This window comes from Conexibacter stalactiti, from assembly GCF_033542075.1.
Lineage (GTDB): Bacteria > Actinomycetota > Thermoleophilia > Solirubrobacterales > Solirubrobacteraceae > Conexibacter > Conexibacter stalactiti.
In genome coordinates this window covers 96119-118188 of record NZ_JAWSTH010000002.1, presented here as the reverse complement: position 1 = coordinate 118188, position 22070 = coordinate 96119, and the positions used below count along the sequence as shown (strand labels likewise).

Sequence of the window (22070 nt, the reverse complement as noted above, 5' to 3'; positions counted from 1 at the left end):
ACATGAGCAGCCTCCGACCGACAACCTCCACTTCCAGCCGCGACCGGCGGCCCGCTGGCCTCCGGATCATCAAGATCGAACGGATGCTGCGCGAGTCGGGCACGCTAACGGTGGCCGATGTCACCGCGCGTTTCGCAGTCTCCTCGGTCACGGTCCGGCGCGACTTCGACGAGCTCGCTCGACGAAGACTCGCCACGCGCACACACGGTGGAATCGTGCTGCGCGCGTTGCCCCCAAGGCGCGGCTCACGCCGACCGACGGGGGCGAACGTCGCCAGCAGGAGGCTTGCCGCAGCAGCTGTCAGCCTTCTGGAGCCCAACGAGACCGCCTTCGTCGACGGCTCGGCGGCCGCGCTGGCGGTCGCCCATGAGATCGTCAATCGACGCGTCCAGATCAACGTCGTGACGACGTCGCTGGCGATCGCTGCGCTGCTGATGGACCGCGGTCGGGACGATACGACGATCGTCCTTGCCGGAGGCGCGTTTCGACCTGTCACTCAGACCTTCGTCGGGCGTGTCGCCGTGGACGCCCTCAAACGTCATTTCGTCGATCGCGCCGTCATCGGATGTGATGCGGTGAATCCCTTCGGTCTGCTCGAACGAGACCCGAAGGTGGCTGCCGTCAAAGGCGCGATGCTGGAGCACTCGCGTGAGGCTCTTGTCCTCATCGACTCGACGACGACGGTCGCTGAAGCGGGCCACCGCCTGCCCGTCGCGCCCACCAGCGCCGTTGCGTTGGTGGCCGACGACGTCAGCGACGCCTGTCGCGCCACGGTGCTGGAACTCGGCATCCAGACGCGAGCCGGTTGATGGCTGCCCGCCCCGTCACGCCGGCATCCGGCGGGATGAGGCCGTAGCCTGCACGTATGGATCGCGCCGAGTTCAGCGCCTTCGTCGCCAGCGCCCAGGAAGGGAACTTCACCGCCGCCGCGCATCGGCTCGGTCTCACACAGCCGACGGTGTCTGCGGCGGTCACCAAGCTCGAGCGCGAGCTTGGCGCCCAGCTGTTCACGCGAACGCGCCCGCTGACCCTCACCGACGCAGGCGCCGCCCTTCTTCCACATGCAACGGAAGCGCTGAACGCGCTCGACGAGACATGGCGCGAACTTCGCTCGGTGGCGCAGGGAACCGGTGGAACGCTGCGCCTCGGATCGTCAGTCTTCGCGTTCGACCTCGACGTCCCGAACGTCATCGATGACTTCCGCCGCCGTCATCCCGCGGTCCGGATCACGCTCATCGAGCATCTCAGCATCCGCCCGATGTCGGCGGCCATCCTCGCTGGGCGCCTCGACATGGGGCTCACGATCACCGTCGAGGCCCCTCCCGCCGGCGTGCGCTCCGACACTCTGCGCAGCGAGCCGTATGTGCTGCTGCTCTCGACCACTCACCCACTCGCCGCGCAGGAGCGCGTGACCGTCGACGACATCCGCGACCAGCCGTTCATCGGACGGCCTCTCGGCGACCAGTTCCGCAGTCTGATGGACCAGGTCTGCGACGCGATCGGGCTGAAGCCCACCATCGTCCTCGAAGTCGACGGCTACGAGAGCACGCTCAGCGCGCTGCGACGAGGAACTGCAGTCGGTCTCGGTGTCCCGGCCGTCGCAACGCTCCACCCCGACGAGTTCAAAGCCCTGCCACTTGATGCACCCGACGCGCCACCGGTGCGACTCGTCCTGCTGACGCCCACCAACCGAGCGCTTCCCGCCGCCGCATCGACCCTTCGCAGCGAGCTCCTGGCAGCGGCTGCGCACGACGGGATCAAGACCTGACGGCGCCTTCGGCTACTCGGTCGCGACGGGTCTCCGTCTACTTCGGTCACGTGACGTTGCATGATCATCCATTTCGACCATCGGCGTGATCCGGTGAGCGACGATTCGCTGCGAGCCTCTGACGGCGCCGTTGACCCGCTCAACCGCGTCGCTCAACACCCGCTGAACCCGGGGATCCCGGGCAGCTGCCCCGATGGAGTCGTCAGGGATCCCCTGTTGCTCGGCGCGGGCTCGCACGAGCGTCGCGTTGAGACGAACGCCAACCACGAGCCCTGAATCGACGGCCTCGACCTCGACGCGCTCAACGATCACGGCCGCCGCCAGAAGGCGGCGAGAGACCTCGCACTCGCTCACAACGCGAGCTCCAGCGGCCGCTCGAGCATCTGCCCGATGTCGGCGAGGAAGCGAGCGGCATCGGCTCCGTAGAGGATGCGATGGTCGCATGAGAGCGTGAGCGTCAACATTGTCGCGTCGACGATCTCGCCGTCGCGGCGTCGAAGCACCTCCCTTGCAGCGCCAACACCGAGGATCGCCGCCTGCGGAAGGTTGACGACCGGCCAGATCGCCGTCATGCCGAACATGCCGAGGTTGGAAACCGTGAATGTGCCGCCGTCGAGATCCTCGGGCGTGCTCGAGCCGTCCCGCACGCGCGCGGCCAGCGCGCGCGTCTCGCGTGCGATCTGCCCGACCGACTTGACGTCGGCGTCTCTGATGACCGGCACCACGAGCGCGCCCTCGGCAGCGACGGCGACGCCGACGTTGACCCGCTCGTGCAGCTGGAGCCCGTCGTCGCGGAAACTGCCGTTGGCGAGGGGGTGGCGGCGGAGCGCGAGTGCAGATGCCTTGACCACCAGGTCATTGATCGACGGCACGACTGTCTCCGCGCCGGCGCTCTGCTTCAGCTGCGCGCGCAGCGCGATCACGCTGTCGAGCGTCACCTCGGTCTGGACCTGGAAGTGGGGAACCGTCGAGTTCGCCTCGGCCATGCGCTTCGCGACCACGCGCTGCAACCGCGTCAGCTCGCGCCTTGTCGGATCCGCGACCGCGTTCGGCGCGGCGGCGCCAGAGGCCGTGAGGCCGTTCGCCGACGGCGCAGTCTCAGCTACCGGGGCTGCTCCGGCAGCCTCGGCGGGCGGCCCGGCGGGCTCAGGCACAACCGGATCGGGCAGCATCAGGCCGGCAACGCGGAACACGTCAGCGCGGACGATCCGGCGACGCGGACCAGTTCCTTCGATTCCCTCGAGCACGACGCCGTGGGCGTGAGCCGCACGTCGTGCCAGCGGCGTTGCGCGGACGACGAGGTCGGGAGCGGACGCCTCCACTGCCGCCACGGAGGCCGGGGCGCTCTGGGCGCCTGAACGGACCGCCGTAGGCCGAACGGGTTCGGGGATCGCGGGCGTCTCCCCTGCCTCCTGGACCAAGCTGCCTGCAGGGACTTCGTCGAGCTGTGCGATGACCTCGCCGACGGCCACTGACGTCCCGACGGGCGAGACGATCCGTAACGTCCCTTCCCCCTCGGCCTCGTAGGTCACCGTCGCTTTGTCTGTCTCGATCTCGACCAGCTCATCGCCGAGGGCGACCAGCTGCCCGTCCTCGATCAGCCAGCTGAGGATCGTGCCCTCGATCATCGAATCGGAGAGCTTTGGCATCGTGATCTGCGTCATGCGTGGTCTCCGTGCTCAACCGAGCATGTCGAGGGTCGCGCCAACGATCGTCTCGACGTCGATCCCGAAGTGGCGATAGAGGTCCTCGACGTCGCCTGACTGGCCGAAGTCCTGCACACCGAGGCAGGAGATCGGCGAGCCGTTGACGCCTGCGAGGAAAGCGAGGGTGTGTGGATGGCCGTCGAGGACGGTGATCAACGGCGCCGCGCGTTCCGCCGGCAACAGGGCGTCGAGAATCGCGTCCTCGCCGTCGGCGAGTCCGCGACGCGCCTGCAGAGCGCGGAAGACGAGGTCTGCCGATGTGAGGCAGATCACGTCGACCTCGATCCCAGAGGCGGTCAACTCGTCGGCCGCTCCGAGGAGTTCGGGCATCATCACGCCCATCCCGATCAACGTCGCGTGCGGCGGTCCGTCGGCATAGCGCACGGTGTAACCGCCCGCCAGGACTGCACGCCGTCGCTGCTCCCGAGCAGCCGGATCGTCGGGCACGGCCGCGAGCCGCTGGTCCACAGGTCGAGTGCTGAGACGAAAGTACGCGGAGCTGCCGCCCGAGCGGCCGAGGCGGCCGAGCGCGTGCAGCAGGGTCCATTCGAGGTCCTGGCCGAACGCAGGCTCCCAGGCGACGCATCTCGGCTGCTCGATCCCGATCGAAGGCGTCCCGATCGATTGGTGTGCGCCTCCCTCAGGGGCGAGCGTGACACCGGAAGGCGTTCCGACGAGGATTGCCTGCGCGCCGGCGTAGATCCCGAACGACCACGGTTCCAGCGCGCGGCTCACGAAGGGGTCGTAGATCGTCCCGATCGGCAGCAGCGGCTGCCCGTCACGCGACCAGGTCGTGCCCAGCTCGCTGAGCAGGCCGACGAGGTTGCCCTCTGCGATTCCCAGCTCGACATGCTGGCCGTGCTCAGACTCTCGCCATCTGACGAGCGTGTCGGTGTCGTCGGCGAACCAGTCGACGCGCTCGCCGGGATGCCAGACACCGACGCGATTGATCCAACCACCCAGGTTGGTCGAAGACGCGACGTCGGGGCTGACGGTCACGACATGCGCCGCGACGTCGGGTGCGGCGTGCGCGAGGTCCGAGAAGAAGCGTCCGAACGCCTGCTGCGTGGACGCCATGCCAGCGTGCGCGCGGTCGGTGGCGACCGGCACCTCGGGCAGTCGGCGCCGCTCCCGCGGCTCCCGTCGCAGCCGTTCAGCAGCCCGCTCGCACATCTCCCGCTCGAGGCTGTCACCGGCAAACCGCGCCCACGGATCGCCAGCATCGGCGTTCAACGCTCTCGCCAGCTGCTCCCACTGCGCCGTCGAGAGCAGCGCCGAATGGTTGGCTGGGTGGCCCTGGGTTGGCAGATTCCATGCCTTGATCGTGTAGGCGAAGAGGACGCAGGGCCGGTCCGGCATGCTGTCTGCGCGAGCGTAGGCGTCGATCAGGTCCGCGAGGTCATGGCCCCCAAGATCGCGGACAGCGCGGCCCAACTCGTCGTCATCGACCTCGCCGATGAGCCGCTCTACCGATCTGCGTCCGCGTCCCTCCCCCGGCAGGCGCTCTCGCAGCTCGGCCACTGGGCTGCGCAGCAGGCGCTGGTACTCCTCGTTGCTCATCGCGTCGATCCGACGCCGCAGCGCCTCGCCACCGTCGCGGGCGAACAGCTCGCGCAGCAGCCGCCCGTACTTCAGCGTGATCGTCTCCCAGCCGGCCGCTTCGAACATCCGCCCGATGCGACCGGCAGCGATGTCAGGCACGACCCGGTCCAGCGACTGCCGGTTGAGGTCGACGATCCACATCACCTCGCCGAGACGCGGAACCATGGGGTCGACGAGCGCCTCCCAGATCGCACCTTCGTCGAGCTCGGCGTCGCCGAGCAGCGCCACCTGCCGACCGCCTTGGGGCACGTCGAAATGGCCCGCGACGTACCGATGCGCGAGAGTGCTCCACAGTGTCGCCGTTGCGCCGATACCGACCGAGCCTGTCGAGTAGTCGACGGGATAGGGATCTTTGATGCGGCTCGGATAGCTCTGCAGTCCCCCGAAGGCGCGCAACTCGGTGAGGTAGCGCTCCTCCAACGTCCCGAGCAAGTAGTTGATGGCCTGCAGCACCGGCGCTGCATGGGGCTTGACCGAGACCCGGTCGGGTGCGCGCAGGTGATGGAAGTACAGCGCGGTCATGATGCTCACCATCGAAGCCGACGACGCCTGATGACCGCCGACTTTCACGCCCGAGGAGGTTGCGCGCACCTTGTTGGCGTAGTGGACGATCGAGGTCGCCAGCCAAAGGACCCTCCGCTGCACGGTCTCAAGCACCGCCAGCTCCTCTGGCGCCGCGGACTTCGAAATCTCGGTGACCTGGGACATGCCGACCACGTTAGGAGCGACGGTGCGCGCGCGCGACCGGATCTCCGGTATCCCAAATAAATCTGCAATAGATCGATGTCATTCCCACTTCTCACGTTAGAATCTTGCGTCTATGAGCTCAATCGGAGACTTCGACGGGACCGATCGCGAGATCCTCGCTCTGCTGACGCAGGACGCTCGGCGGACTTTCGCCGACATCGCGGAGCGGGTCAGCATCTCTGCGCCGGCCGTCAAGCGACGCGTCGACCGGCTCGAACGAGACGGTTTCGTCCTCGGGTACACGACGGTCCTGGACCATGGGCGGATCGGTCTCCCGCTGCAGGCGTTTGTCGAGCTGCGCTTCGACGGCCGCACGAAGGTCGACGCCATTGCCGCGGCCGCCGCCGGCGTGAGTGAGGTGGAGACGCTCTACACGACTGCCGGCGACCCCGACGCCCTGGCCCTCGTCCGTGCCCACGACGTTGAGGACCTCAAGCGGGTGATCGATCTGCTGCGTCATAATCGGCACGTCACCGGTACCAAGACGTTGATGGTTCTGGGCACATGGACCCCGACGCACGGGAGCCGACGCTGAGGACTCCGCGTGAGTGCTGCCGCCTCCGGTCAGCGGGACGCGACCGAGATCGCGTCGGTCCATTTCGCACCTTCTTGGATGAGGCGCCGAAACTCGAGCACCCGACGTGACCGATTGATGCCGGCGACGGCGGCGAGGCGGTCTCCGCGTCGGTAGAGCGCGACCAGCCGCTCGGCGTCGCCGAACTCCTCCAGCAAGACGACCTCGTCATGCGAGATCGGGTCGCCCGCCAGCTGGAGCTTGCGGTCGTACTGGTCAGACCAGAACCAGGGGAGTGGGTCGAACGGTTCCTTCCTGCCGAGAAGTCGCCGCGCCGCGTGCTCGCCCTGACGGATCGCGTTGTCCCAATGCTCGACGCGCATCGTCCGCCCGAACCGCGGGTTCGGCCAGCGCGCGATGTCGCCAGCAGCGACGATGTCAGGAGCGGCCAAGCAGGTCTCGTCACAGAGCACCCCATCCGTGAGGTCGAGTCCGGAGCCCTCGAGCCACCCGGTCTCCGGTTGCACACCGATCCCCACCACGACCACGTCAGCCTCGATCACCTCGCCATCGGCCAGGACCACACGGCCGACGCGCCGGCCGCCGTCGTAGTGCATGACGGCGGCGTGGCCGCGGACGTCCACCCCGCGATCTCGGTGCATCGCGACGCACGCCTCGCCCACGGATGTGCCGAGTACGCGCGCAAACGGGCTTGGAAGGGCTTCGACGATCGTGACGTCGATGTTGCGCAGTCGGCACGCGGCGGCGACCTCTGCGCCGACGAACCCGCTTCCCACGATCACGACACGACCGGGCATGTCGTCCAGCTCGGCACGAAGCGCAAGGGCGTCCTCGAGCGTTCGCAGGACGTGGATGCCGTCGAGGTCGGGCGTGCCCGGCAGTCTGCGAGGTGTCGCGCCCGTCGCGATGACGAGACCGTCGTACGCGACAGAGCTGCCGTCGCTGAGCCCGATCCTCCGCGCGCGCGTGTCGAGGCTCGTCGCGCGAGTTCCGAGACGCCAGTCTATGGCGAGCGACGCATCCTCTTCCCGGCTGAGATCGATGCGGTCGAGTTCCCAGCCGGCACTCAGCACCTGCTTGGTCAGGGGCGGTCGATCGTAGGGAAGGTGGTGCTCGCCCCCGACGATCGTCAGCAGACCGTCGAAGCCCTCCTGACGGAGCGTCCTCGCGGCATGCAGCCCCGCAAGCGACGCCCCGACGATGACCACCCTGCGGGGTGAGTCAGGCTGCGAGACCACGCTCACGCATCCGCTCGAGGTACGCGGGCCAGACGGCCTTGTTGACGATGTGATGGGCGAACCGGCCGTTGAGGACCGCGAGGCCCTCGCGAGCTGTCTGCTCGGCCATGCGAGGCAGGAACTCCTTGGCGACGCCACCGATGTGGGGTGTGAGCACGACGTTGTCCATGCTCAGCAGCGGATGGCTGTCGGGCAGCGGCTCGGGCTCGGTGACGTCGAGCCCGGCTCCTGCGATGACGCCGTCGCGCAGCGCGTCGGCGAGCGCCTGCGTGTCGACGATCGGGCCGCGAGCACAGTTGATCAGCAGCGCGGACTTCTTCATCAGCCCGAGCGCGCGCGCGTCGATCAGTCGTTCGGTCTCCGGCGTGTGCGGGCTGTTGACGGAGACGATGTCACTGGTGGCCAACAGCTCGTCGAGGTTGTCGACGAGGCGGACGCCGTGCATGTCCGCTTCGACCGGATCGAAGAACGGGTCGTACGCGATGACGTCCATGTCGAAGCCGCGAAGGCATTTCTGCGCAAGGCTGCGGCCGATGAAGCCGTATCCGACGATTCCGATGGTCTTCCGCCACATCACCGAGGGGACGAGTCCGGCGCGCATGAGGTCGGCGTTGGAGCGCTGGTGACCGGTGGCGTGAACTTCTCGGTCGGGCAGCGCGATCAGCTTCAGCAGCGAGAGTGCCAGACCGATCACGTGCTCAGCGACTGGCACATACGCGGCGCCGGCGGCATTGATCACAGGCACCGCATGGGCGGTCGCCGCCTCCAGGTCGATCGTCTCGGCTCCCGATGACGGTGTCATGACGCAGCGAAGCTGGGGCGCGCGCTCGAACATGTCGGCGGTGACCTGGCCGTAGCCGAAGATGCCATGGATCTCAGGCAGCGTCTCGTGGAGGGCAGCCGTGATCATGCCCAACGCGTCGGGCGTGTACTTCCCGTCGTTGTCGGTGCCACGCAGCGGCTCCACCAGCTCAACGTGGCCGGCGAAGACTCTTGCGGCCTCCGGCTGGATGGTCGGCTGAATCACAAAGACCTTCGTACTCATCGGTTCTCTCCGTCCGCGATCTCGCGCAGCTTGGTGATGTCGCCCATCGCTCCCATGCGGATGTAGCCTCCGTCGCCGCCGGCGGTCATGAAGCGGTAGCCCGCCTCGATTGCGCCGGACGCCATCCCGATCCCGAACAGCGGCATCCCGACGGGGCAGTCGTGGCGCTGACCGGCTTCCAGGATCGCCGTCATCGCCTCCTTCAGCCGCGGGTCCGAGAGCGTGAAATCCACTGGGAGGCCCATCGAGAGCGCAAGGTCGACAGGCCCGATGAAGATGCCGTCCACGCCGGGCGTCGACGCGATGGCGTCCGCGTTCTCGAGACCTTCTGCGGTCTCGATCATCGCGATGCACAGCACCTCGTCGTTGGTCGCTGCGGTGCTGCCGTAGCTCAGGCCGCGCACCTGGCCGAACGAGCGGATCCCCGAGGGCGGGTAGCGACATGCGGTGGCGGCCCGCTCGGCATCTTGTCGCGTGCTGATCAGCGGCACCACCACGCCTGCCGCGCCAAGGTCCAGGGCGCGCATCGCCAGCGCCGGGTCGTTCCACGGCAGGCGGATCAGCGACGGTGCGCCGCCGAGCTGGATCGCCGGGATGAGCTGGACGAGCGTGTCGAACGTCGGCGCCCCATGCTGAGCGTCGACGAGGACAAAATCGAAACCGGCGCCACCGAGCGCCTCGGCCGACGTCACGTGGGGAATCGAGCAGAACGTGCCGAACACTGGCGAGCCGCTCGTGAGCTTCTCGCGCAACGCGTTCGTTGAGGCGGTGAAGGTGTCTGGCATTGGGAAGACCCTTTTCGTTCAGGTGATGACGAGCGGCAATCTGACGTAGCCGATCTGGAAGTCCGACGGCGGCATCAGGGCTCGCGACTCGTCGAGGTGGAAGGAAGGAATCCGGGCGAGCAGTTCTTCGAGGAGAACGCGTCCCTCGAGTCGTGCCACGTGGACCCCGATGCAGAAGTGCAGTCCGTGGCCGAACGCGAAGTGGCGCTCGATCGGCCGGTTCCAGATGAACTCGTCCGGATGGGCGAACTCACGCTCGTCCCGGTTGGCAGCCGGGATGAGCAGGAACACCCGTTGGCCCGCGCGGATATGGGCACCCGCGATCTCCACATCCTGCTTGGCGGTGCGGCCGACGTACTGCAGCGGCGCGCCGAACCGCATGGCCTCCTCGAAGGCCGCGGCGCAGTTGACCGGCGGATCGGCGCGCACCGCCGCCAGCTGCTCCGGCCGCCGGGAGAGCTCCAGCAGGCAGCGCGCCACCACCTTCGGCACCGTCTCGGTGCCGCCCGACACGATCGCGAAGAGCTGTACCGCGATCTCATCGTCGGTCAAGGGGCGGCCGCCGACCTCGGTGCGGAGAAGACCATCGATCGCAGGCGATGGCTCGCCATCGGGATACTCCGCGCGCCGGGCGTTCACCCGCGCCACAAGCAACTGATGCATCTCGATCTGATACTGCGCGGTGTCGTCGGCGATGCCAGGGGGCTTCCGACGCAGGCCCTCATTGACGAGCTCCAGCAGGCGGGGCGCGTGTTCCCGAGGCAGGCCGACCACTCGGCACATCACCCCGGCCGACACCACACCTCCGTACTCGGTGTACAGATCGAACTCCCCACGCGGGACGAGCACGTCGAGCCGCTCGCGCGCGAGCTCCCGCATGTACTCCTCCAGCCGCGATACCGCGCGCGGCCGCAACGGCGCGCCCAGGCCCTGCCGCAGCTTCGTCTGCAGCGGCGGATCGAGCTGGGAGAACGACGAGGTCGAGGTGAACTCGGCCGGCTCCGGGGCAACGCCACCATTGGAGCGCTCGAGCGCTGCCGGCTCGAAGACCGGTCCGATGTCCATCGTGAAACGCTCAGCGTCCTCGCCGACCAGCCAGACGTCATCGAACCGCGACAGCGCCCATGCGTCGTACTGCGGCAGCGGATAGGCCGGATACCGCCGGCGCAGCTCGCGGTAGAGCTCCGTCGGATTCCGCAACGCCTCGTCTGAGTACGGGTCGTACTCGAAGTCGACGGGCGAGTCGATGCTCAAGAGGGTCTTGTTCACAGCAGCTCCCACCATTGAGTTCGATCCATCGCGAGCATCTCCGTGGCGGAGAGCTCACGCCGGATTTCGCCGGACCGCATGGTGTAGACGCGGTCCGAGATCTTCAGCGCCGGGCCGATGTTCTGCTCCACGAGCAGGATCGTGAGCTGCTGCTCGCGCGCGAGCCGACCGAGCGTCTCGAAGACCGAGTCCACGGCGGCCGGCGCGAGGCCGAGAGAGGGTTCGTCGAGCAGCAACACGCGCGGCGACGACATCAGCGTCACACCGATCACCAGCATTCGCTGCTGCCCGCCACTCAGCGTGCCTGCCATCTGGCTCGCACGCTCCCGCAGAATCGGAAACAGCTCGAACATCTCCTCCAAACGCTCCGCGCGTCGTGTGGCCGAGCGCTCGAGCGTCGCTCCGAGTCGAAGGTTGTCGAGGACAGAGAGCGTGCCGAACACCATGCGCTCGGACGGGATCAGTGAGATGCCCCGCTGCTTGTTGCGGACGGGGGAGCACGAGCGCGTGATGTCCACGCCCTCGAACCGGACGCTCCCGTCCCGCATCGGCAGCAGTCCGATGATCGTGTTGAGCAGCGTCGTCTTGCCGGCGCCGTTGTGCCCGAGGAGGGAGACGACCTCGCCATCACCGATTGCCAGGTCGCAGCCGTAGAGGACCTGTTTGCGGCCATAGCCCCCGCGCAGACCGTCCACCTCGAGCAGCGGACGCGGCGTGATCGCCGTCGGCGCCTCGTCCATCGTGGTCGCGTCAGACGGTCCCAAAATAGACCTCCGCCAGATGATTGTCCTTGAGCAGCTCGCCGACGTCTCCGGACGCGACGACGCGGCCCGATTCCATGAAGTACGTGACATCCGCGATCTGCTCGATCACGTGCATGTTGTGCTCCACGATGCAGACCGTTCGGCCCTGGTCGCGGACACGGTCGATCAGATCCAGCATCGCCTGAACCCAGCTGCCCTCGATGCCCGACGCCGGCTCGTCCAGCAAGATGACCTGCGCGTCTGTGGCCAGAACACGCGCGAGTGACACGAGCTTCTGCTCGCCGTAGCTGAGCGCGGCTGCGGGTGTCGTCGCAGCGCCGCTCATGCCGACGAACTCCAGCCACTCGTCGGCCATCTCCAGAGCAGCCCGCTCACCTCGGCCGACCGCCGCCGGAGCAGCGAAGAGCCGGGCAAGCGACTCCCCTGGTTGGCCTGGTACCGCGACGGCGACGTTGTCTCGCGCGGTCATCTGGGGAAACAGACGGACGTCTTGGAACGAACGCACCATCCCGAGCGCCGCGATCTCGTCCGGCCGCTTGCCGGCAATCTCGACGTCGTCCAGCACGACGCTTCCTGCGTCCGGTCGCAACGCGCCCGCGATGAGGTTGAACACCGTCGTCTTTCCTGCCCCGTTCGGACCGACGAGCGCTGTGACGGCCCCGCGCTTGAGGTCGATGTCGACTCCTTGCACTGCCCGGACACCGCCGAATGACTTCTCCAGCCCGCGGGCACGGACGGCGATCTCCCCGTCGAGAACTGGCCGCGCCGATTGTCCTCCGTTGCGTGAAGCGGGCATCGCCGGTGGTCGCACGGACGGCGCCTGCATCGCCGGCCCGCGATCGGGCGGTTCCGGCGCCGGTCGCGTTCCGCGCACGCGGGCGATCAGATCCCGTGTGTACCGGCTCCCCGCCGGCAGCAGACCTTGCGGGCGCAACCGGATGACGATGATGAGCGCCGCCCCGTACGCGATCAGCTGCCAGAGCGTGGCCTTCAGGGGATCGATACCGAGGACGTTCTGAAAGAACGGCGTGGCCGCCGTGATGAGCGCGGCGCCGAGGAGGGAGCCGTAGAGGTTCCCCATCCCCCCGATGACGACGATCGCGAAGATCGCAAGCGAGGCATCGAAGCTGAACGTTCCGGGCGCTGCCACCGTCGACTGCACGACGATCAGACCACCGGCGATTCCAGCCATCCCCGACGTCAGACCGAACACCTGCAGCTTGTAGCGGAATGTGTTCTTGCCAAGCGTCTGGATCGCCGTCGTATCGTCGCGGACCGCCCGCAGAACCCGCCCATATGGTGACTCCCCCATCCGCAGGCAGACGAGGAACACGATTGCGGCGAACGCGAGCGTGACCGGCAGCAGATCGGAGGGATCACGCAAGACGTGTCCGAAGAACGGAACGTCCACGATGTTCGTCAGGCCTCCGACTTGACCGAGATCGGGCTTGCGCAGGACGATGATGACCTGCGGCACGATGGTCGAGAAGGCGAGCGTGAGCACGACCAACCAGATCAGCGTCAGCCGGAGGGCGATGATGCCGATCAGGACGCCGAACACGAGGGCGACCGAGAAGCCGACGAGCAGCCCGACCTCCAGCCCATTCCCGTCGAGGAAGAGCCGGGCGACCGAGTACCCGCCGATCGCCCCGAAGGCCGCGGGAGCAAGTGTCACCTGGCCTGCGTAGCCCAGGAGCAGGTTGAGTGACACCGCGTAGATCGCATAGATCAACGCGAGGTTGATGTAGCTGATATCGGTCTCGCCGAGAAACGCGAAGCTCGTGACGATGGAGGAGGTCACGCCAGCGCCGTCCGTCCGCCACCGACGAAAGCGCGTGAGGCCGCGAAGATGAACAGCACCGAGTAGACGACCAGCTGTGTGTACTGCAGGTCCACCAAGAGAGATGCCTCCGCCTCGAGGATTCCGATGCCGAAGCCGACGGCCGCCGTCTGGAGCGGGTTGTTGCGAAAGCCGCCCAGGAACGCGACCAGCAGCGCGTAGAGCACGGGGATGAACCCCATTTCGGGCACTGCGACCGTCTTGGCGGCGTATGGGACGGCCGCGACCCCCGCGATGAACGAACCGATTCCAAAGACGATGAGGAAGATCCGCTTCGTGTCGATACCGACGACGCGCGCCATGTCGGCGTTGACGCTTGTGGCGCGGATGTTGCGACCGAGCTTCGTCCGGCGCAGGATCAGAAACAGCGCCGCTATCATCGCGACGTTGATGGTGAATGCCGTGATGTCCAGCGAGGTGAGAGCGATCCCGCCGAGATCGACAGGCTTCACGTCGATGTTGGCGATCGACTTGCCGAGCCCGTCCGGCGCCCAGAACAAGCTGATCAGGTTCTGACCGACGATCACGATGCCGAGCGACGCGACCACCACCGTGAGCAGAGCGGATGCGGCGCCGCCGGCGGCACCACCTGCTGCCAGCAGCGGGCGGTAGATCAGTCGTTCGATCGCGACGCCGACACCAGCTGCCGCGATGCCCGCCGCGAGCAGCGCGAGCCAGAAGCTCACGCCGTTCTCGGTCAAGCTCGCCGCCAGGAACGCGGCCACGGTGAACGACATCGCCCAGGCCATGTGGAAGCGCCCCGTCACGGTGAGGATGAGACTGAACGAGCACCCGATCGCCGCGTAGAACGCACCGAGCACGGCTCCGTTGGCGAGCAGTTGCAGCACGTTGTGGGCCGTGAAATTCATCGTCCAGGCCCTCTCACGCGCTCAACTGGAAGTTCGACCCGTCGAGGTTGCACGTGGCCAGCGTCTCGAGCTTGCCGTCCTCGTACTTCGAGACGCTCATGGTGCGCTCGACCGCCTTGTGCGTCTTGGCGTCGAGTCTGATTCGACCGATTCTGTCGCCCTGCCCGCCATAGAGGCTCGGGAACGTGGGGTCGTCGATGAGCGCCTCCTGCAGGTCTTTGCCGCTCTTGGGGTCGCCGCCGGCCTTGAGGACTCGTCGGACGAGCGCCCAAAAGACGAAGACGTCCTCGTAGCCGTTCGCGTTGAACGTGCCCGCCGGCGTCTTGAACATCCGCTGATACTCATCGGCGTAGAGCTTGGCCCAGTCGCTGGCCAGGTCTGCTGGATTGAACGTGTCCTGCGCGAACATGTAGCCGTCAAGGGCCGAGCCCGCAGCTTCCGTGGCAGCCGCCGTGTAGTCGATGCCGATCACCGGGGTCTGCTGACCCGATGTGCGGAACTGCTTGATGAACAGCCCCAGGTCCGTGCCGTACATCTGCGCGACGACCAGATCGGGAGCGTCTTGACGAAGATCGTTCACAAGACCGGAGAAGTCGGTCGACCCAAACGTCGGGCCGATGACGATCTCTGGTTTGGGAGCGCCTGCGTTCGAGAACGCCTTGTCGATCAGCTCCGTGTAGGCATCGGTGAACGCGGCGGGGCCTTCCATCACCACAGCCACGATCTTCTTCGCGTCGGGCATCGCCTTCGCGACGTACTGCGCGATCGCCGGGTAGCCGTCGTCAGGAGCGGTCGAGCGGCCTGCCCAGATGTATGGCTTGCCAATCGTGGTGGCGATGATCCCAGCGCCACCGTCGATCGAGAGAATGTTGTGCTGCCCGACCGGACCGATCGAGCCGCCGCCGTTGGCGCCGTTCGCCATCAGCGCCATCTGGACGCCCTCTTCCCCGAGTTCGCGAGCGATCTGTGCGCCAACAGTCGGATTGGCCGAGCGGTCGTCCTTGGCGATCAAGGTGAACTTCGGACCACCGGCCGCTTCGATGTGCTTGATGGCGAGCTTCGCGCCGTTGACCTGGTCGGTTCCAAACGCACGCGCGGGCCCGCTCAGGGAAACAAGGGCCCCGAGCTTCAAGGAGAGATCTCTGCCCGAAGTCTTGGCGTCGATCGGTCCGACGTAGCGCGTGATCCGCTCGCCGAGATCCGCAGGTGACGGACCGAGCGCGGCGCTTCTTGTCTGCTCGCCTCCGTCACTGCTGTCGCCGCATGCGGCCAGGACCGAGCCGAGCGTTCCAGCCAGTGCGAGCAGGCCCCCACTGCGAAGCAGGTGGCGTCGGGAGACGCCGAGCTCGTACCAGCCGCCGTTGTCAAGCGAAGTCATCTCGTCTGCTCCGCAGTCAGAGGATCGCGAGTGGATTGACGGGAGAGCCGGTGGCCCCCGGGATGATCAGCGGCGCCACGACGACCTGAAATGCCCATCGGCCGAGTTCGGCGCACGCGACCGCGATGTCCTCGAGGTTTGCGTTGTCGACCAGCGGAAGACCCATGTGGGGCAAGGCGATGGCGTGAACGTGAAGCGCGATCGGGATCTCGCTGCCATGGGGATTGGGAAGTCCCTGATCGTGCGACGGCGCGTCCTGGAAGTCCCACACCAAGACCGACGCTTCAGTGTCGTGCAAGAACTCCAGGGCTGAGACATGCACACCGGCCACCGACTCGAATCCCGGTGGCCGGCCCGTCGCGGCCCAGTAGGGGTCGTGACCGGATCGGATGATCACGGCGTCGCCACTCTGCGGCACAACGCCCTGGGCGTCGGCGACATCTTGCAGCTCCCAGCCGTGAACCGGCTCACCCGACGCGACGAAGTCAGTCCCGCGGAAGCGCGGAACGTCGTACAGCACACCGCGCGTGACGATCCCGTCACGCCAGAAGTCGACTGTTCCGCTGTGCTCGATCGGCATCCCGTTCTCGCCGAGGCGCTTGCCGTTCCACGCCAGCCCATTGGGACCAGCAATGTGTGAAAGCCCGTCGATGTGCGTGTCGACGAAGCTGTGCAGGAACATCGCGAGGTAGTCGCCGGCGCCGCGCGCATGCGGCATACCGACGAGATGGTGCGCAGGCCATGGGTTTGCCGGCCCCGGTTGCGTCTGGATCGGTCGTGCCATCGACACGGCGCGCCCTTCCTGTACGAGCGCTGCGGCATTGCGGCGGACGTCACCGGTGATGTGGTTCAAGGTCCCGAGTTCGTCAGCCTCTCCCCAGCGACCCCAGTTGTTGAAGCGCTCCGGATACTGCGCGTAATCCGCCGCGGACGGAGATGTCCTGTTGGCCAGACCCATGCTCTCTCCTCCATCACGCCAGCGACTCGCCGCCCGCCGCCTTCAGCGGCAGGTACGCGTCGACAGCTGTTCGGGCCGCCGCTCGAGACGGGCCCATCGTTACGGCGCTCGACTCCACGAGCCACAGCGCCTCTCTCCTCCTGCTGCGATGCGTAGCTTGCACAGCGCAGGCGCCCGCGTCAAGTAGAAATTGAAACGGCATTGCAAATTTCTGCGCTGCGGGCTAGCGTCTGCCGAACACCGATCACACGAAGGAGCCGGCCGTGAAGACCGTCATCGATTGGGATCTCTGCGAAGGCAACGGCGCGTGCGCCGTCGAGGCACCCGAACTGTTCGAGATGGATGACGACGACAACCTCGTCGTGCTGGACGAGCAGCCCTCCGATGCGCTGCGCGCCAAGCTCGAGGCCGCTGCTCGCGCGTGCCCCAAGCGAGCCATCACGTTCGAAGGTTGACCGTCAGCCGCAGCTCGCCGGAGGTGAAGCCTCCGGCCGCTGTGGGCCGATCACCCCGCCGAGCGGCATGCTGCGTCTAGCCCGGGACGTCGCTGGCGGCCTTGCCCCGACAGGCGCTACGTGGGATCAGCGTCCCGGTACTTCGGAGGAGTGAAGACCAGCTCGAGCAGATCCGCGAAGTCCTCGCGCAGCTCCTCAAGCGTGCGCTGGCCGTGCACCCAGCGCACGAGGCCTCCGAACGCGTGGGTCTCGATCATCGCACGGAGACGGACTGCATAGTCGGGGTCCAGCTCGTCCATGGGCGGCGATATGTGAGCCCCGAAGGCCCATGGCGGATAGGCGCGACGAAAGGCAACGACCGCCGGGTCGTCGCTGATAGCAGCGCGAACCCACGCCTCGACGACCTTTGGATGCGCTTCGAACTGCGCGGTGAGACGGTGCCACTGGTAGCGCGACTTGCGACGGAAATCCTGGCTGCCCCCCTGCGGGAGGCTCCGCAACGCTGCGCGCTCACACCACGCGCTCGTCGCGCGGAAGACGAGGAAGTCCCGCGATCCGAAGAAGCGATAGATCGTTCCGAGCGCCACACCAGTGCTTGCAAGGTCGCGCATTCTGACGGCGTCGTATCCGCCTCGGTCGGCGAGCTTCAACGTCGCGTGCAACACGACCCGCAGGCGCTCCTGCTGACGGAGGGTCAAGGCGCTTGGGGCCTTGCCCTCGAAGAACGGCGCGAGCGTCGTGGGCGCGACATCGAACACGACCTCGTCGAACTCAGGGTCGGCCTGGGCCCAGCCAGGAGGGATCCGGGGAGCCCCCGTCGGCCTGCTCTCGCGCGAAGTGATTGAGCCCACGTACCGAAGACTATCGCCCGCCGATTCCGCTCTGCTTCAGCAACTCAGTTTCGAAACGCCGTTGCAATTTTGCATCGAGCTGGCTACGGTGCCGTCACCATCAGCGGCGTGACCCTCGCTGTAACCCATCCCCGCGACATGCGAGGTCGGGAGGTGCACCGTGGTCGTCATCGCCGTTCCCCCCGGGCCTGGTCTACGCCACAGGCGAACCAGCGCCATCGTCAATGCAAGGAGCCCGATGTCTACCGTCTCCACTGTTCGTGGACTCGTCGAGGTCGACGAGCTCGGACAGGCGCTCATGCACGAGCACATCGTCAACATCAACGCAGAGATCTCCCGTGACCAACCGGAGCTCAGCTGGGGCGGCGACCGTCAGCTCGCGCTCGAGGCGATCGCCTCGAAGCTCAGAGACGTCAAGGCCGCCGGGATCGACACGATCGTCGACGCCACGGCGATCGGCCACGGTCGCGACATCGCCGCGCTGCGAGAGATCAACGCGATGGTCGATCTGAACATCATCGTGTCGACGGGCATCTACACCTACGACGACCTGCCGTTCTACTTCCAGTACCGTGCGCCGGCCGACGCATCGGCACGAGACGTGATGACGGAGATCTTCGTGCGCGACATCCGCGACGGGATCGCAGGCACGGATGTCCGCGCGGCGATCATCAAGGTCGCCACTGACCTGAAGGGCGTCACGCCGAACATCGAACGGATCCTGCGCGCCGCGGCGCGCGCGCATCGCGAGACTGGCGCGCCTATTACCACCCACACGCAGGTGTCGGAGCGCAACGGGCTTGATCAGCAGCGAATCTTCAAGGAAGAGGGGGTCGATCTCACTCGCGTGATCATCGGCCACAGCGGCGACTCCACAGACCTCGACTACCTTCGCGAGCTGATGGACGCGGGCTCGATGATCGGCGCCGACCGGTTCGGCCTCTACATGGCACCGCACTTCCCGTCGTTCGAGGAGCGGATCGAAACGCTCGTGAGGCTCATCGAGGCCGGGTACGGCGATCGCATCGTGCTCTCGCACGACTACACGGCGCACTCTGACTGGTTCCTCGAGAACCCTCTCCCAGTCGCGTCCGAATGGTCGTTCACACATGTCTCGTCAGCCGTGATCCCCGCTCTCCGTGAGCGCGGCGTGACCGAGGAGCAGATCGACGCGCTGCTGGTTCACAACCCGCGGCGCGTGTTCGCCGCGCAGGGCGCCTACTGACCACCATGCTCGCGCTTCGCTGCCCGTGCGGACTTCAGATATCGGGCTCGGATGAGGAAGAGCTCATCGCACGTGTGAACGACCACCTGACAAGACGGCATCCGCAGCAAGCCGGCGCCTACACGCGCGAGGACATCACCGCGCTCGCCTATCGCCTTCCCGACTCGAGCCTGTGACCAACGACGCGTCGCGCTCGCTGCCGGGATCCAGGCAAGGATCGCAGCGGCAGCGTGCGGTTGCGTGGCACCGGCTCGACGGAGGGAGCGCGCGGCCTCAGGTCCTGCCGCGCGCGGTCGGCGAGTTGATGCAGGTCGTCGAGCACGCGGGCTCCCGCACCCGCGATCGCTCCCGGCGCCCGCCACGCTCCCGAGCGCGTCAAGCGGATTCAAGCTCATTGACGTGCATCTAGCGGCCGAAGGGCACCCGGCGCGGCTGCGCTCCGTTCGGTCCACCGGCCGGTGGCGCCCCGGCGCTTAGGATCACGCCGGGCGTCTCGACGGCCTGCCCGGTCTGCCCGCGCGCAGCAGACGGCGGAACGTCAGCCGTCGGCGTGGTCGGTCGCGGGACAGGTGGCGGCGTGGCGGAGGCCGTCGCGCATCGCGCTCAGCCGCGCGATCGTCCGCTCCAGCTCGTCGGCCTTCGCGGCCAGCAGCGCGCGGTCGACGTGCGGCCGTCCGTCGTCGGTGAGCATCGGCGTGATCTCGTCGAGCGCGAGCCCGGCCCGGCGGCCGAGCGAGATCAGCGCGAGCCGCTCGAGCACCTGCGCATCGAACTGGCCCCGCAGCCCGCGGCGGCCGTTGGAGGTGATCAGGCCGCGCTGCTCGTAGTAGCGCAGCGTCGAGGCCGGCAGCCCGCTGCAGGTGAATCGCGGGCGAAGCGGCCGGCGTCGGGGAGCAATGGCGCGCGGTTCGCGGTATGCCGGCGTTACTGGTCCCACAACCCGCTAGCAGACGGCGACGCAGACCGGCTCGCCCAACCTCCCGCGTTCTAGAGTTCGCGCGACCGGGGAGCGCCGCTCAAGGTGCTCAGGGATCAGGGGACCAACACCCGCGCGGGGATAGCTGTGCCTCAAGAAAGGGCTGACGCATCGCGACAGTTATCGGGCTGCCGGGGAGGCAGAGCGCGCGTCCGGGCCTGCGCCGAGGACCGGCCTTCCAACGCCACACCGCCAGTTACTTCACGGCCGCAGCATCGTCGTCGGGCGCGCCGGGACGGGCTCGCCTAGGGACGTCCGGGATGGTCGTCTGCGCGGATGGTCGCGAACGTTGCCCGGACGTCGTCCACGAACTGCAGCGGCTGCTCCAAGGCGCCGAAGTGGCCGCCACGCTCAGGCTGGTTGAAGAAGATCACATTGCTATAGCGACGTTCCAGCCAACGTCGAGACTTGCGTACGTGTTCCTCCGGGAACATGGTGAATCCGGTCGGCAGCGTGATCGGCGTCGCCGGCGAGGCGGGTGAGGGCCGGCCGGATCTCACCATCTCCCAGTAGAGCCGGGCCGAGGACGCCGCTGTGTTGGTCAGCCAGTAGAGCGTGATGTCGTCAAGCATCTCGTCCTGGCTGAGCGAGCCCTCCGCGTCGCCGGGAGTGCCGCAGGTGTCCTGAAACATCGCGTAGATCCATGCCGCCAGCCCGACCGGTGAGTCCGCGAGCGCGTAGCCGATCGTCTGGGGGCGCGTGGACTGCACTCTGGCGTAGCCCGAGAGCTGGTCCCAGAAGAACTGCGCGCTGTCGAGCATCGCCTGCTCGTCCGTGGTCGCGTTCTCGATTTCGTCGGGCAGGGGCGGGAACATCGCGAAGTTGAGATGCAGGCCGACGAGCCCCGGAGGAGTTCTGCTCGCGATCGTGTCGGTGACCGCGCATCCGAGGTCGCCGCCCTGCGCGCCCCAGCGGTCGTAGCCGAGCCGGCGCATCAGCTCGATCCAGGCATCCGCGACGCGCGCGATGTTCCACCCAGGCTCACGCGGCCGCTCGGAGAAGCCAAAGCCCGGCATCGAGGGCACGACGACGTGGAACGCGGTCCTTGGATCTCCGCCGTGCGCGGCGGGATCGGTGAGCGGGCCGATGACCTTGCGGAACTCGAGGATCGAGCCGGGCCAGCCGTGAGTCAGAAGCAGCGGCAGGGCGTCCCGCTCTGGCGAGCGCACGTGCAGGAAGTGGATGCCGAGGCCGTCAATCGTGGTGCGGTACTGGCCCAACGCGTTGAGCTCGGCCTCGCACGTCCGCCAGTCGTATTCGCCACGCCACCGCTCTGTAAGCGCTCGCAGCTTCGCCAGCTGGGGCCCTTGGCTGGTGTCCCGCACGGTCTCGCGGTCGGGCCAGCGGACCCGGGCCACGCGGTCGCGCAGGTCAGCGAGATCGGACTCGGGAACGGACAGATGGAACGGTTCGATTCGATCAGTCATACGTTGCCTTCAGTCGGGCAGTCTGGGGAGGCGGTGCGCAGGAGCGGCAGCATGGCCTCGTCAACGAGCCGCGTTCGTTCATCGACATCAGGCATTCGGCCGTTGAGGAGCGTCATGGTGAGGAGCCACCCGAATGCGAGTTCGAGAACCATGTCGTAGCTGGCCGAGTTGACGTCGTCGCCCCGGGCCAGGGCGCGATCGAGGATGAGCGCTCCGACCTCGCGGATGCGCGCTTGGATCTGCGAGCGGACGAGATCGCGCAGCACTGCGTCCTGACGGATCGCTTCGGTGAGACCCAGGAGCGACGGGCCGCTGTCCCTGGCGAAGCTCTGCGCGATCTCCTCGACGGTTGCGAGCAGGTCGGTCCGCAAAGTGCCCGTGTCGGGTACCAGAACGTGCCCGCCGTCGGCGTTTCGCCGCAGCGCGTCGGCGATCAGCTCCGCCTTCGTGGGCCAGTTGCGGTACATCGTCGCCTTCGACGCCTTCGCGCGCCTGGCGATCGCGTCGACCGTGACCCGTTCATAGCCGATCTCGGCGACGAGCTCGGCGGCGGCGGCCAAGATCGCCGCGATGCGCCGCTCGCCCCGTAACGGAGAGCCACCGGCGGACGAGGCGACGGAGTGATGTCCATG

The 22070-nt window shown here is 67.3% G+C and carries 20 protein-coding genes and 1 pseudogene; 6 read left to right on the top strand and 15 right to left on the bottom strand.

Features of this window, described 5'->3' with window-relative positions; translation table 11 throughout:
- The first annotated feature begins 2 nt into the window (after positions 1-2).
- Together R7226_RS01800 and R7226_RS01795 are read left to right on the top strand one after the other, a co-directional pair.
- Complete coding sequence (locus R7226_RS01800) at positions 3-809, top strand: DeoR/GlpR family DNA-binding transcription regulator (protein ID WP_318595315.1); 807 nt, start codon at positions 3-5, stop codon at positions 807-809.
- Positions 810-865: 56 nt separating this feature from the next.
- On the top strand, positions 866-1768 hold the full coding sequence (locus R7226_RS01795; protein ID WP_318595314.1) for a LysR family transcriptional regulator: 903 nt from the start codon (positions 866-868) through the stop codon (positions 1766-1768).
- Positions 1769-2118: 350 nt separating this feature from the next.
- On the opposite strand, the gene R7226_RS01790 is transcribed toward R7226_RS01795, so the two are convergent.
- The gene (locus R7226_RS01790; RefSeq protein WP_318595313.1) at positions 2119-3432 is read right to left on the bottom strand and encodes a dihydrolipoamide acetyltransferase family protein; all 1314 of its coding nucleotides are present in this window, start codon (positions 3430-3432) and stop codon (positions 2119-2121) included.
- A gap of 15 nt (positions 3433-3447) precedes the next feature.
- On the bottom strand, positions 3448-5784 hold the full coding sequence (locus tag R7226_RS01785; protein WP_318595312.1) for a transketolase-like TK C-terminal-containing protein: 2337 nt from the start codon (positions 5782-5784) through the stop codon (positions 3448-3450).
- A gap of 112 nt (positions 5785-5896) precedes the next feature.
- Here R7226_RS01785 and R7226_RS01780 point away from each other — a divergent pair, with 112 nt between their 5' ends.
- Positions 5897-6358: an Lrp/AsnC family transcriptional regulator gene (locus R7226_RS01780; RefSeq protein WP_318595311.1), complete on the top strand. Its 462-nt coding sequence runs from the start codon at positions 5897-5899 to the stop codon at positions 6356-6358.
- Positions 6359-6387: 29 nt separating this feature from the next.
- On the opposite strand, the gene R7226_RS01775 is transcribed toward R7226_RS01780, so the two are convergent.
- The 9 genes from R7226_RS01775 to R7226_RS01735 are packed head-to-tail and all read right to left on the bottom strand — an operon-like array spanning position 6388 to position 16504.
- Positions 6388-7602, bottom strand: a complete 1215-nt coding sequence (locus tag R7226_RS01775; protein ID WP_318595310.1) for an NAD(P)/FAD-dependent oxidoreductase — start codon at positions 7600-7602, stop codon at positions 6388-6390.
- Positions 7580-8641, bottom strand: coding sequence for an NAD(P)-dependent oxidoreductase (locus R7226_RS01770; protein WP_318595309.1), 1062 nt, complete (start codon positions 8639-8641; stop codon positions 7580-7582). The genes R7226_RS01775 and R7226_RS01770 overlap by 23 nt, the downstream gene beginning before the upstream one ends.
- Positions 8638-9426: an HpcH/HpaI aldolase family protein gene (locus R7226_RS01765; RefSeq protein ID WP_318595308.1), complete on the bottom strand. Its 789-nt coding sequence runs from the start codon at positions 9424-9426 to the stop codon at positions 8638-8640. Before R7226_RS01765 ends, R7226_RS01770 begins: the two co-directional genes overlap by 4 nt.
- 18 nt (positions 9427-9444) lie before the next feature.
- The gene (locus R7226_RS01760) at positions 9445-10695 is read right to left on the bottom strand and encodes a cytochrome P450 (protein ID WP_318595307.1); all 1251 of its coding nucleotides are present in this window, start codon (positions 10693-10695) and stop codon (positions 9445-9447) included.
- Entirely contained in the window at positions 10692-11435 is a 744-nt protein-coding gene (locus R7226_RS01755) for an ABC transporter ATP-binding protein (protein WP_318595306.1), read from the bottom strand. The genes R7226_RS01760 and R7226_RS01755 overlap by 4 nt, the downstream gene beginning before the upstream one ends.
- A gap of 10 nt (positions 11436-11445) precedes the next feature.
- Complete coding sequence (locus tag R7226_RS01750) at positions 11446-13260, bottom strand: branched-chain amino acid ABC transporter ATP-binding protein/permease (RefSeq protein WP_318595305.1); 1815 nt, start codon at positions 13258-13260, stop codon at positions 11446-11448.
- On the bottom strand, positions 13257-14168 hold the full coding sequence (locus tag R7226_RS01745; RefSeq protein ID WP_318595303.1) for a branched-chain amino acid ABC transporter permease: 912 nt from the start codon (positions 14166-14168) through the stop codon (positions 13257-13259). Before R7226_RS01745 ends, R7226_RS01750 begins: the two co-directional genes overlap by 4 nt.
- Before the next feature lie 13 nt (positions 14169-14181).
- A complete protein-coding gene (locus tag R7226_RS01740; RefSeq protein ID WP_318595302.1) occupies positions 14182-15546 on the bottom strand; it encodes an ABC transporter substrate-binding protein in 1365 nt (454 codons plus the stop codon).
- A 16-nt stretch (positions 15547-15562) separates the two neighbouring features.
- A complete protein-coding gene (locus R7226_RS01735) occupies positions 15563-16504 on the bottom strand; it encodes a cyclase family protein (RefSeq protein ID WP_318595301.1) in 942 nt (313 codons plus the stop codon).
- A gap of 263 nt (positions 16505-16767) precedes the next feature.
- Between R7226_RS01735 and R7226_RS01730 the strand changes: the two genes are divergently transcribed.
- Entirely contained in the window at positions 16768-16959 is a 192-nt protein-coding gene (locus R7226_RS01730; RefSeq protein WP_318595300.1) for a ferredoxin, read from the top strand.
- A 116-nt stretch (positions 16960-17075) separates the two neighbouring features.
- On the opposite strand, the gene R7226_RS01725 is transcribed toward R7226_RS01730, so the two are convergent.
- Positions 17076-17717, bottom strand: coding sequence for a TetR/AcrR family transcriptional regulator (locus R7226_RS01725; protein WP_318595299.1), 642 nt, complete (start codon positions 17715-17717; stop codon positions 17076-17078).
- 331 nt (positions 17718-18048) lie between these two features.
- Here R7226_RS01725 and R7226_RS01720 point away from each other — a divergent pair, with 331 nt between their 5' ends.
- Positions 18049-19035: a phosphotriesterase family protein gene (locus R7226_RS01720; RefSeq protein ID WP_404827744.1), complete on the top strand. Its 987-nt coding sequence runs from the start codon at positions 18049-18051 to the stop codon at positions 19033-19035.
- A gap of 5 nt (positions 19036-19040) precedes the next feature.
- Positions 19041-19211 carry a DUF1059 domain-containing protein gene (locus R7226_RS01715; protein ID WP_318595297.1) on the top strand — a complete coding sequence of 57 codons (171 nt, stop codon included), beginning with the start codon at positions 19041-19043 and terminating at the stop codon, positions 19209-19211.
- A gap of 303 nt (positions 19212-19514) precedes the next feature.
- On the opposite strand, the pseudogene R7226_RS01710 reads toward R7226_RS01715, so the two are convergent.
- The 3 genes and pseudogenes from R7226_RS01710 to R7226_RS01700 all read right to left on the bottom strand — a co-directional run bounded on the left by R7226_RS01710 (position 19515) and on the right by R7226_RS01700 (position 21998).
- Positions 19515-19933 (bottom strand): annotated as a pseudogene (locus R7226_RS01710) (helix-turn-helix domain-containing protein).
- 323 nt (positions 19934-20256) lie between these two features.
- On the bottom strand, positions 20257-21438 hold the full coding sequence (locus tag R7226_RS01705) for an epoxide hydrolase family protein (RefSeq protein ID WP_318595295.1): 1182 nt from the start codon (positions 21436-21438) through the stop codon (positions 20257-20259).
- A complete protein-coding gene (locus tag R7226_RS01700; RefSeq protein WP_318595294.1) occupies positions 21435-21998 on the bottom strand; it encodes a TetR/AcrR family transcriptional regulator in 564 nt (187 codons plus the stop codon). Before R7226_RS01700 ends, R7226_RS01705 begins: the two co-directional genes overlap by 4 nt.
- Between the last annotated feature and the right edge of the window lie 72 nt (positions 21999-22070).

Coding starts and splice junctions, on each gene's coding strand:
- R7226_RS01740 (WP_318595302.1), bottom strand. CDS start 15,546: ATGACTTCGCTTGACAACGGCGGCTGGTACGAGCTCGGCGTCTCCCGA.
- R7226_RS01705 (WP_318595295.1), bottom strand. CDS start 21,438: ATGACTGATCGAATCGAACCGTTCCATCTGTCCGTTCCCGAGTCCGAT.
- R7226_RS01745 (WP_318595303.1), bottom strand. CDS start 14,168: ATGAATTTCACGGCCCACAACGTGCTGCAACTGCTCGCCAACGGAGCC.
- R7226_RS01800 (WP_318595315.1), top strand. CDS start 3: ATGAGCAGCCTCCGACCGACAACCTCCACTTCCAGCCGCGACCGGCGG.
- R7226_RS01770 (WP_318595309.1), bottom strand. CDS start 8,641: ATGAGTACGAAGGTCTTTGTGATTCAGCCGACCATCCAGCCGGAGGCC.
- R7226_RS01720 (WP_404827744.1), top strand. CDS start 18,049: ATGTCTACCGTCTCCACTGTTCGTGGACTCGTCGAGGTCGACGAGCTC.
- R7226_RS01755 (WP_318595306.1), bottom strand. CDS start 11,435: ATGGACGAGGCGCCGACGGCGATCACGCCGCGTCCGCTGCTCGAGGTG.
- R7226_RS01735 (WP_318595301.1), bottom strand. CDS start 16,504: ATGGGTCTGGCCAACAGGACATCTCCGTCCGCGGCGGATTACGCGCAG.
- R7226_RS01790 (WP_318595313.1), bottom strand. CDS start 3,432: ATGACGCAGATCACGATGCCAAAGCTCTCCGATTCGATGATCGAGGGC.
- R7226_RS01715 (WP_318595297.1), top strand. CDS start 19,041: ATGCTCGCGCTTCGCTGCCCGTGCGGACTTCAGATATCGGGCTCGGAT.
- R7226_RS01765 (WP_318595308.1), bottom strand. CDS start 9,426: ATGCCAGACACCTTCACCGCCTCAACGAACGCGTTGCGCGAGAAGCTC.
- R7226_RS01795 (WP_318595314.1), top strand. CDS start 866: ATGGATCGCGCCGAGTTCAGCGCCTTCGTCGCCAGCGCCCAGGAAGGG.
- R7226_RS01785 (WP_318595312.1), bottom strand. CDS start 5,784: ATGTCCCAGGTCACCGAGATTTCGAAGTCCGCGGCGCCAGAGGAGCTG.
- R7226_RS01780 (WP_318595311.1), top strand. CDS start 5,897: ATGAGCTCAATCGGAGACTTCGACGGGACCGATCGCGAGATCCTCGCT.